Origin of the sequence: Pseudomonas defluvii (genome assembly GCF_001695625.1) — a bacterium.
Taxonomy (GTDB): domain Bacteria; phylum Pseudomonadota; class Gammaproteobacteria; order Pseudomonadales; family Pseudomonadaceae; genus Aquipseudomonas; species Aquipseudomonas defluvii.
The window spans coordinates 1-8,619 of record NZ_MBPN01000150.1 but is presented as its reverse complement, the minus strand read 5'-3'; the positions used below and the strand labels follow the sequence as shown (position 1 = coordinate 8,619).

Here is an 8,619-nt window from a genome sequence, read left to right as displayed (position 1 = left end):
TATAAACAGCTTTTCAAAGACGGGGTTTTTGTCAAAAACGAAAAAGGCCTGCCGATGAAAGGCCCGAACTGGTCAGTTCCAGATTTTGTAACCTTGAACAAGTACAGGACCGACTCGTTGGATACACCCTCCAACCCGGTTTGATCCAGTGAAGGTTCAATCACAACCATTGAGAACATTCCGATCACTCAGCTTAGGTCAGGCGGCCTGTGCTGACGTGACCGGAGTTTTCCTGGCGTTTACTGACAAGGGCAGAAGTGAGGGGCTGGAGCGCTATCGAGTGCTCGGAGTGAAGATAAGCGCGTATGGAACGATGCTTATATGGCAACCCTTGATGACCATGGGGCGATGAAGAAACGGACCCGTTTTATGCAGTAGAAGCGGACCGAATATAAACAGATAAAGAGAAAAGGGGTGTGAGCAATGAGTTATCTAGAGAAGGTCATAGTCAATGAGCCCATCGCTGACGTGCTGACGGCATTAATTCCCATCTCCTCATACCCAATGATTGACTATATGTACGTTCGATTCAAATTCGAAGTCGTCGCCAGCGGTGAGCTTATGAACGTGTATAAGCAGCTTTTCAAAGACGGGGTGTTTGTCAAAAACGAAAAAGGCCAGCCGATGAAAGGCCCGAACTGGTCAGTCCCAGATTTTGTAACCTTGAACAAGTACAGGACCGACACGTTGGATACACCCTCAAACCCGGTTTGATTGAGTGAAGGTTCAATCGCAACCATTAACGGTTGGCAGATGAGTCATCCCCGTTCACGCAGGTGCTTAACAAACTGCTGCACCAACGGCCCGGCATCACGCCGATAGGCGACGGCCACGGTGCTGGTACAGCCCTCATCGGCCAAGGGCACGAATGTTAGTCCGCTGGGCGCGATATCTTTCATGCAGCGCGGTAGCAGGGCCACGCCAAACCCGGCCTGAATCAGCTGCAGTTGTGTGGTCTTGCGTGACACCACTCGCGCAGCCTTGGGAAAGAATCCCGCCTGCATGCATAACTGCGCAGACAGGTAGCTCAAGCCGCCTCGTTGGCGATGGGGGATGGAGATAAAGGCTTCTTCTCGCAATTGCGCCAGGCTGGCTGTGGCCGTGCTGGCCAAGGGGTGGTCGCTGGCCACCGCTAGCAGCAGCGGTTCCTCGAACAGTGGCTCAATGCACAAGGCTTCATGCTGGCGCAGTACGGGGAGGCGCAGCAGGCCCAGTTCCAGCCGGCCTTCGACAAGTTCTTCGAGCTGCGCTTCGGAGGACTGCTGGGCAATCTCCATGGAGACCTTTGGGTTGTCCTGCAGGTAGCGGGTGAGCCGGGCGAGCAAGTGCCCTGTCAGCGGTACGGTGCTGGAGTGACTGAGGCGAAGGCTACCGCGCAGGCCATTACTGATTTCGTGGGCCATGCGACTGGCTTTTTCCAGTTCGCTGAGCAGGCTGCGTGCGCGTGGCAGGAACGCCTCGCCCGCCGTTGTCAGGCGCGGCTGGCGGGCGGTGCGCTCGAACAGTGGCGTGTCGAGCAGGTCTTCCAGCACCTTGATCTGCCGGCTCAAGGCCGATTGGGCGATGTACAGGCGCTCGGCGGCGGCACTGAAGCTGCCGCTGTCGGCGATTTCAACGAAGTAGCGCAGCTGTCGCGTGGAGATCATTGAGCTATGCCTTTTAAAGATACCTTCTGCATGAATTGCATATTAGTCGGCATGGCTGGTGAGTGGATAAAGTTTCCGCGTCTTCCTTAGAGGTCGCTCGCTATGACGGTGGCAATGGTGTTTTCCCTACTTCCCTTTTCGGCGATTGACTGGCTGCTGATCATGTTGGGTGTCGGTGCGGCCTATGTTGTCTTTGGTGTCGCCGGGTTTGGTACAGCGCTGGTCGCGGGGCCGGTGATGATTCAGTTCATGCCGTTGTCGCGGATTATCCCGTTGTTGGTGCTGCTGGATTTCGTGGCGGCGTTTGGTAACTGGCTACCGGCACGCAAGGCTGTGGTTCGCAGCGAGCTGATGCGTCTGCTGCCGTGCATGGCGCTGGGCTGCACCCTGGGTGTGGTGTTCCTGCTCAACCTCAAGTCTGACCTGCTGTTGCTGCTGATGGGGCTGTTTATTACGGCGTATGCCGTCTACAGCCTGGCAGTGACCGTCAAGCCTGCACGCCTGGCGCCTGGCTGGGTGGTGCCAATGGGTACGGTTGGTGGCCTGTTTGGGGCGCTGTTCGGGAGTGGCGGCTTTCTTTATGCGATCTACCTTAATGCCCGGTTGCTCTCCAAGGATCAGGTGCGTGCCACCCAGAGTGCCTTGATCAGTTGCAGTACGCTGGTGCGCCTGAGCCTGTTCCTGCTGGCGGGTGTGTATGCCGACCTGCCGTTGTTGCTGCTGGCGCTGTGCCTGGCGCCGATGATGCTGCTGGGCGTGTGGGTGGGCCGACGGCTGACCCTGAACATGTCGCGCGAAGCGTTTGTGCGCATGGTCACCTGGCTGGTGCTGGCCAGTGGTATTGCACTGATCGGTCGCTATCTGAGTGCCTGAGCACGGGTTAAACTGGCGGCTTTGAATTGGTTTGGCCGTCGTTATGAATACCCAGTGCATCATCGTCCCGAAAATTTCCACGGTCCCGGTACACGAGCCGAGGGCCCGGGCGATCCTGCGTTGGCTAGTGCGCGAAAACATTGTCGAAGAACAGCTGAGCACCTGCGGGCGTACCGGCAATCGCATGGCGTATGCCATTGCGCCGGGCGCACGCAAGGTGGTACTGCATCCGGAACTGCTGCCGTTCGATCAGCCGGTCAATGGCCTTGAGGTGGTCACCAAGCGTTGCATCTATACGCCGGTGCAGGGGTTTCTGGAGGAGGCCGGGTGTGCCGAATGCCGTCGCGAGGTTGGCGAGGCGCTGTTCGAGAGCCTGGAAGAGTGGATGCCTGGGCAGACCGATAACTTCACCTGCCCCGAGTGCGGCCATGAGGACGATATCAACGGCTTCCTGTTCCTGCAGCCGTGTGGGTTTTCCAACCTGGGGTTTATCTTCAACAACTGGGCCGAAGCCGGTTTCAAACCCTCTTTTATCGAAGCATTTGCCGATTGGCTGGACCAGCCCGTGGCCGTGGTGCAGGTGACATTGAACGACAACTGACCGAAGGGCCATCTATACATTGAGTGAAGGCCCGGGTATGAGTATAATGGCGCGCTTCCATTTTTCCCGCCCGGGAGCCCCCGCGATGCTGCGTATCAGCCAAGAAGCCCTGACCTTCGACGACATTCTCCTAGTGCCTGGTTATTCCGAGGTACTGCCCAATGAAGTCAGTCTCAAGACCCGTTTGACCCGTGGCATCGAGCTGAATATTCCGTTGGTTTCCGCCGCCATGGATACCGTGACCGAAGCCCGCCTGGCCATTGCAATGGCACAGGAAGGTGGCATCGGCATCATCCACAAGAACATGACCATCGAGCAGCAGGCTGCCGAAGTGCGCAAGGTCAAGAAGTTCGAGGCTGGCGTGGTCAAAGACCCGATCACCATCGACGCTGACGCTACCGTGCGCGACTTGTTCGAATTGACCCGCCTGAACAATATCTCCGGTGTACCGGTACTGCACAAGGGTGACCTGGTCGGTATCGTGACCTCCCGTGACGTGCGCTTCGAGAACCGTCTGGACGCCACCGTGCGTGAAGTGATGACGCCGAAAGAGCGTCTGGTCACTGTCCGCGAAGGCGCCGACAAGAACGAAGTCCGCGAGCTGCTGCACAAGCACCGCCTGGAAAAAGTCCTGATCGTCGACGAGCAATTCGCCCTCAAGGGCATGATGACCGTCAAGGACATCGAAAAGGCCAAGGCCTACCCGCTGGCCAGCAAGGACGACCAGGGTCGTCTGCGCGTCGGCGCCGCTGTCGGCACCGGCAAGGACACTGGCGAGCGCGTTGCCGCACTGGTTGCTGCTGGCGTTGACGTGGTTGTGGTCGACACCGCGCACGGTCATTCCAAAGGCGTTATCGACCGCGTTCGCTGGGTCAAGGAAAACTTCCCTGAAGTGCAGGTCATCGGCGGCAACATCGCCACTGGCGCTGCGGCCAAGGCACTGGTTGAAGCTGGCGCTGATGCGGTCAAGGTCGGTATCGGCCCAGGCTCGATCTGCACCACCCGTATCGTTGCAGGTGTTGGCGTGCCGCAAATCAGCGCCATCGCCAATGTCTCTGCTGCACTGGAAGGCACTGGTGTGCCATTGATCGCTGACGGCGGTATCCGTTTCTCTGGTGACCTGTCCAAGGCCATCGTTGCAGGCGCTTCCTGCGTAATGATGGGTTCGATGTTCGCCGGTACCGAAGAAGCGCCAGGTGAGATCGAGCTGTTCCAGGGCCGCTCCTACAAGGCGTACCGCGGCATGGGTTCGCTGGGTGCAATGTCCCAGGCCCAGGGCTCTTCCGATCGCTACTTCCAGGACTCCTCGGCTGGTGCCGAGAAGCTGGTACCGGAAGGTATCGAAGGTCGCGTTCCGTACAAAGGCACCCTGACCGCAATCATTCACCAGTTGATGGGCGGTCTGCGCTCCTCGATGGGCTACACCGGCAGTGCCACCATCGAAGAGATGCGCACCAAGCCTGAGTTTGTCCGCATCACCGGTGCCGGCATGGCCGAGTCCCACGTGCATGACGTGCAGATCACCAAAGAAGCGCCAAACTACCGCGTAGGTTGATGCTTCTGGCAGTACTAGCAAGCGGGGCTGTTATCGACAGCCCCGTGTCGTTTCCGATTACCACTGACGAGATTGAGTCATGGCCCTCGACATTCACGCTCACCGCATCCTGATCCTCGATTTCGGTTCCCAGTACACCCAGCTGATCGCTCGTCGCGTTCGCGAAATCGGTGTGTACTGCGAACTGCATCCGTTCGACATGGACGATGAAGCGATTCGCGAATTCGCCCCGCGCGGCATCATCCTCGCAGGCGGCCCCGAGTCGGTCCACGAAGCCAACAGCCCACGTGCTCCGCAAGCCGTCTGGGACCTGGGCGTACCTGTGTTCGGCATCTGCTACGGCATGCAGACCATGGCCGAGCAATTGGGCGGCAAGGTTGAAGGTTCCGACCTGCGCGAATTTGGTTACGCCCGTGTCGATGTCGTCGGCAAGAGCCGTGTGCTGGACGGCATCGAAGACCATGTAGACGACGATGGTGTATTTGGCCTCGATGTCTGGATGAGCCACGGTGACAAGGTTACCGAGATTCCAGCCGGCTTCCATATTCTGGCCAGCACCCCGAGCTGCCCGATCGCCGGTATGGCCGACGACACCCGTGGCTACTACGGCGTGCAGTTCCACCCGGAAGTGACCCACACCAAGCAGGGCGGTCGCATCCTGTCGCGCTTCATCCTCGACATCTGCGGCTGCGAAGCACTGTGGACTGCGTCGAACATCGTTGAAGACGCCATTGCCCAGGTGCGTGAGCAGGTGGGTTCGGCAAACGTACTGCTGGGTCTGTCTGGCGGTGTCGACTCTTCGGTGGTGGCTGCGCTGTTGCACCGTGCCATTGGCGATCAACTGACCTGCGTCTTCGTCGACAACGGCCTGCTGCGTCTGCACGAAGGTGAGCAAGTGATGGCCATGTTCGCCGAGAACATGGGCGTCAAGGTGATTCGTGCCAACGCCGAGGAACAGTTCCTGTCCAATCTGGCCGGCGAAGCCGACCCAGAGAAGAAGCGCAAGATCATCGGTCGCACCTTCATCGACGTGTTCGATGCTGAGGCGAGCAAGCTGGAGAACATCCAGTTCCTGGCCCAGGGTACCATCTACCCTGACGTGATCGAGTCGGCCGGTGCCAAGAGCGGCAAGGCTCACGTGATCAAGTCGCACCACAACGTTGGTGGCCTGCCAGAGGAAATGAACCTCAAGCTGGTCGAGCCGCTGCGCGAGCTGTTCAAGGACGAAGTCCGCCGTATCGGTCTGGAACTGGGCCTGCCTTACGACATGGTCTACCGTCACCCGTTCCCGGGCCCAGGCCTGGGCGTGCGGATCCTCGGTGAGGTGAAGAAAGAGTACGCCGACCTGCTGCGTCGTGCCGACCACATCTTCATCGAAGAGCTGCGCAAGGCCGACTGGTACCACAAGGTCAGCCAGGCGTTCGTGGTGTTCCAGCCCGTCAAATCCGTTGGCGTGGTAGGTGATGGCCGTCGTTACGCCTGGGTCGTGGCCCTGCGTGCCGTGGAAACCATCGACTTCATGACCGCCCGTTGGGCGCACCTGCCGTACGAGCTGCTGGAAACTGTCAGTGGTCGCATCATCAACGAGATCGATGGCATCTCGCGGGTGACCTACGACGTGTCGAGCAAGCCGCCGGCAACCATCGAGTGGGAATGATCCCGCGTTCGGCATAGGCTACTGACAAACCCCCGCTTTTTAGCGGGGGTTTGTTTTTTAAGCCGAGTGGATTCTGGCACTGATCCCTATCGGCGTTGGCTTGCCAATGATGCCGGCGCCGCATGCTCGCTGACACCCCGCTTCGCGCAGTGCTGTCAGGCAACAATATGTGCAAAGATAAGCTTGGAAATCTCGACGATCGCGGTCTTGCCGGTGAACTCGAACTTCACTTTGCCCAGCGACGAAAAGTAAATTTCCAACTCCGAGTCCAGGTCGAACGTGCCGGAAGTTTCAACCGAGTAGGTCACGATATTTTTGTAGGGCAGGGAGGTGAAATCCTTTTTGCTGCCGTGCATCTTGGTTTCCGCCAAGCGTCGGCGGTAAGCCGGGCAGCACAGAAGCATCGCTCACGTTGACGTACCTCGGGGCTAAAACGGGTGGCTTCAGTGTTCATGACTCGATACTCTTGAATCAATATTTTTACAGGTTGGTGTTTTCATGCATAAGAGGATAAATCCAGGTTTTTTATTTGATAGCACCCAATACGGATTCAGCCAGGCTGTTGTTTCAAAAGGAAGTAATCACATTTTCTTATCAGGGCAAGTTGCAGCCAATGCAGATCAGTCTCTGCACAGCGTTGGCATGTACGAGCAAGCAATACGATGCTTAACATGCATTGAAAGGTTGTTGGCAGAAGTCCCTGCGCGCTTGAGTGATGTAACAATTCTCAGAATCTATATACGAGCTGATGCGAGTAATCCAGATTCTCAGAACGATATCTCAAGAGCACTGCATGACTCATTTGGAGACAAGTTGCCAGCCTCCTCGTGGATCTTGGTCTCGGGGTTGGCGAGCCCAGACTGGCTCCTGGAGATTGAAGCTCAAGCCGTTACTGAATAATGTGATCGCGCTCGGGCGTGTAAACGCCTGCGGCAGGCGTTTACACGATTTGTTCTAATGGTTGCCCGGCGAAACGCTGGAAGAAGCCATTGACCGTTACCAGTGCAAGCCTGGATCCCACAGGGAGCGCCCATGTGCTGCGCGGTCCCCTGTGGGAGTTGGCTTGCCAACGATGCAGGCGCCGCAGGCTCGCTGACACCCCGCGTCGCGCAGTGCTGTCAGGCAAAAATATGTGCAGAGATAAGCTTGGAAATTTCGACGATCGCGGTCTTGCCGGTGAACTCGAACTTCACTTTGCCCAGCGACGAAAAGTAAATTTCCAACTCCGAGTCCAGGTCGAACGTGCCGGAAGTTTCAACCGAGTAGGCCACGATATTTTTGTAGGGCAGGGAGGTGACATCCTTTTTGCTGCCGGTGAGGCCTTGCACGTTCACCGCGATGATGCGCTTGTTGGTGAACACCACGCCGTCGCGCATGGATTTGTAAGCGTCGATGACGTGTTCGCCGTCTAGCAGCAGGGCGGTTACGCGTTCGGCGTATTCGTCGTTTTGCTTGAGTTTGAAGAAGCCTTTGTTGTTGAAGTCGATCATGCGTGGATATCCCTATGAGGTGAGCAACAGTCCAGGCTTTTCAATGGCAGGGGCTGGTCGTGGGGATTCTGGTGCAGATGGGGTGGGTGCCACAAGGCGGGTGCGACAAAGTCTTCACTTAATCTTTCTCAAATGCAGGTGTATCGTATTCGCCCTTCATCGCTGGCACAGTTCGCCAGCCTGTTGAGTCTGCAGTACGAGGTGCTTGCTCCGATGTCCTTTACCCGGCGACAAATTCTCGGTGGCCTTACTGGCTTGGTGGCGGTTGGCCTGGGGGCGGGTGGCGCTGCGCGCTATTGGCTGGGCAGGACCGATCCGAATGCTGGCCATGACTACGAGCTGATTGCCGCACCCTTGGATGTGGAGCTGGTATCGGGCTACAAGACACCGGCTTGGGCGTTTGGGCCTTCGGCGCCGGGCACCGAGTTGCGCGTACGTCAGGGCGAATGGCTGCGTGTACGCTTCATCAATCACCTGCCGGTTCCTACAACTATTCACTGGCATGGCATTCGCCTGCCGCTGGAAATGGATGGCGTACCCTACGTTTCGCAACTGCCGGTATTGCCGGGCGAATACTTCGACTACAAATTCCGTGTGCCGGATGCCGGTAGCTACTGGTATCACCCGCATGTGAGCAGCAGTGAAGAGCTGGGGCGCGGGCTGGTGGGGCCGTTGATTGTCGAGGAGCGCGAGCCCACCGGGTTCAAGCACGAGCGCACCCTGAGCCTGAAGAGCTGGCATGTGGACGAGCAAGGGGCCTTTGTGGCCTTCAGCGTGCCTCGTGAAGCTGCCCGGGG

At 57.9% G+C, this 8,619-nt stretch carries 9 protein-coding genes and 1 pseudogene; 7 read left to right on the top strand and 3 right to left on the bottom strand.

Annotated elements, in window-relative coordinates:
* Nucleotides 1–423: 423 nt before the first annotated feature.
* On the top strand, nt 424–714 hold the full coding sequence (locus EKA13_RS24630; RefSeq protein WP_065761736.1) for a hypothetical protein: 291 nt from the start codon (nt 424–426) through the stop codon (nt 712–714).
* A gap of 44 nt (nt 715–758) precedes the next feature.
* Here the strand turns inward: EKA13_RS24630 and EKA13_RS24625 are convergent, their stop codons facing one another.
* Nucleotides 759–1,646 (bottom strand): LysR family transcriptional regulator, encoded by an 888-nt coding sequence (locus EKA13_RS24625; RefSeq protein ID WP_065761735.1) that lies wholly within the window; start codon nt 1,644–1,646, stop codon nt 759–761.
* 102 nt (nt 1,647–1,748) lie between these two features.
* Between EKA13_RS24625 and EKA13_RS24620 the strand changes: the two genes are divergently transcribed.
* The 4 genes from EKA13_RS24620 (at nt 1,749) to guaA (ending at nt 6,332) form a co-directional block, all read left to right on the top strand.
* Nucleotides 1,749–2,519 (top strand): sulfite exporter TauE/SafE family protein, encoded by a 771-nt coding sequence (locus EKA13_RS24620; RefSeq protein WP_065761734.1) that lies wholly within the window; start codon nt 1,749–1,751, stop codon nt 2,517–2,519.
* A 43-nt stretch (nt 2,520–2,562) separates the two neighbouring features.
* Nucleotides 2,563–3,120, top strand: coding sequence for a sugar ABC transporter ATPase (locus EKA13_RS24615; protein WP_065761733.1), 558 nt, complete (start codon nt 2,563–2,565; stop codon nt 3,118–3,120).
* A gap of 85 nt (nt 3,121–3,205) precedes the next feature.
* The gene (guaB, locus tag EKA13_RS24610; protein WP_065761732.1) at nt 3,206–4,675 is read left to right on the top strand and encodes an IMP dehydrogenase; all 1,470 of its coding nucleotides are present in this window, start codon (nt 3,206–3,208) and stop codon (nt 4,673–4,675) included.
* A 79-nt stretch (nt 4,676–4,754) separates the two neighbouring features.
* Nucleotides 4,755–6,332 carry a glutamine-hydrolyzing GMP synthase gene (gene guaA, locus EKA13_RS24605; protein WP_065761731.1) on the top strand — a complete coding sequence of 526 codons (1,578 nt, stop codon included), beginning with the start codon at nt 4,755–4,757 and terminating at the stop codon, nt 6,330–6,332.
* 155 nt (nt 6,333–6,487) lie between these two features.
* Here the strand turns inward: guaA and EKA13_RS24600 are convergent.
* Nucleotides 6,488–6,682: pseudogene (locus EKA13_RS24600) on the bottom strand (PH domain-containing protein); the annotation flags it as partial.
* Between the two features lie 148 nt (nt 6,683–6,830).
* On the opposite strand from EKA13_RS24600, the gene EKA13_RS24595 reads away from it, so the two are divergent.
* Nucleotides 6,831–7,232: a Rid family hydrolase gene (locus tag EKA13_RS24595; RefSeq protein ID WP_083199902.1), complete on the top strand. Its 402-nt coding sequence runs from the start codon at nt 6,831–6,833 to the stop codon at nt 7,230–7,232.
* A 218-nt stretch (nt 7,233–7,450) separates the two neighbouring features.
* Here the strand turns inward: EKA13_RS24595 and EKA13_RS24590 are convergent, their stop codons facing one another.
* On the bottom strand, nt 7,451–7,822 hold the full coding sequence (locus tag EKA13_RS24590; protein ID WP_065761730.1) for a PH domain-containing protein: 372 nt from the start codon (nt 7,820–7,822) through the stop codon (nt 7,451–7,453).
* Nucleotides 7,823–8,035: 213 nt separating this feature from the next.
* Between EKA13_RS24590 and EKA13_RS24585 the strand changes: the two genes are divergently transcribed.
* Nucleotides 8,036–8,619: multicopper oxidase domain-containing protein (locus EKA13_RS24585; protein ID WP_176717478.1), on the top strand; the 584-nt coding region annotated here is incomplete at its 3' end.

What these genes read in the sequence shown, in the direction of transcription:
- guaA (WP_065761731.1), top strand. Translation starts at nt 4,755, where the DNA reads ATGGCCCTCGACATTCACGCTCACCGCATCCTGATCCTCGATTTCGGT.
- EKA13_RS24625 (WP_065761735.1), bottom strand. Translation starts at nt 1,646, where the DNA reads ATGATCTCCACGCGACAGCTGCGCTACTTCGTTGAAATCGCCGACAGC.
- guaB (WP_065761732.1), top strand. Translation starts at nt 3,206, where the DNA reads ATGCTGCGTATCAGCCAAGAAGCCCTGACCTTCGACGACATTCTCCTA.
- EKA13_RS24615 (WP_065761733.1), top strand. Translation starts at nt 2,563, where the DNA reads ATGAATACCCAGTGCATCATCGTCCCGAAAATTTCCACGGTCCCGGTA.
- EKA13_RS24590 (WP_065761730.1), bottom strand. Translation starts at nt 7,822, where the DNA reads ATGATCGACTTCAACAACAAAGGCTTCTTCAAACTCAAGCAAAACGAC.
- EKA13_RS24620 (WP_065761734.1), top strand. Translation starts at nt 1,749, where the DNA reads ATGACGGTGGCAATGGTGTTTTCCCTACTTCCCTTTTCGGCGATTGAC.
- EKA13_RS24595 (WP_083199902.1), top strand. Translation starts at nt 6,831, where the DNA reads ATGCATAAGAGGATAAATCCAGGTTTTTTATTTGATAGCACCCAATAC.
- EKA13_RS24630 (WP_065761736.1), top strand. Translation starts at nt 424, where the DNA reads ATGAGTTATCTAGAGAAGGTCATAGTCAATGAGCCCATCGCTGACGTG.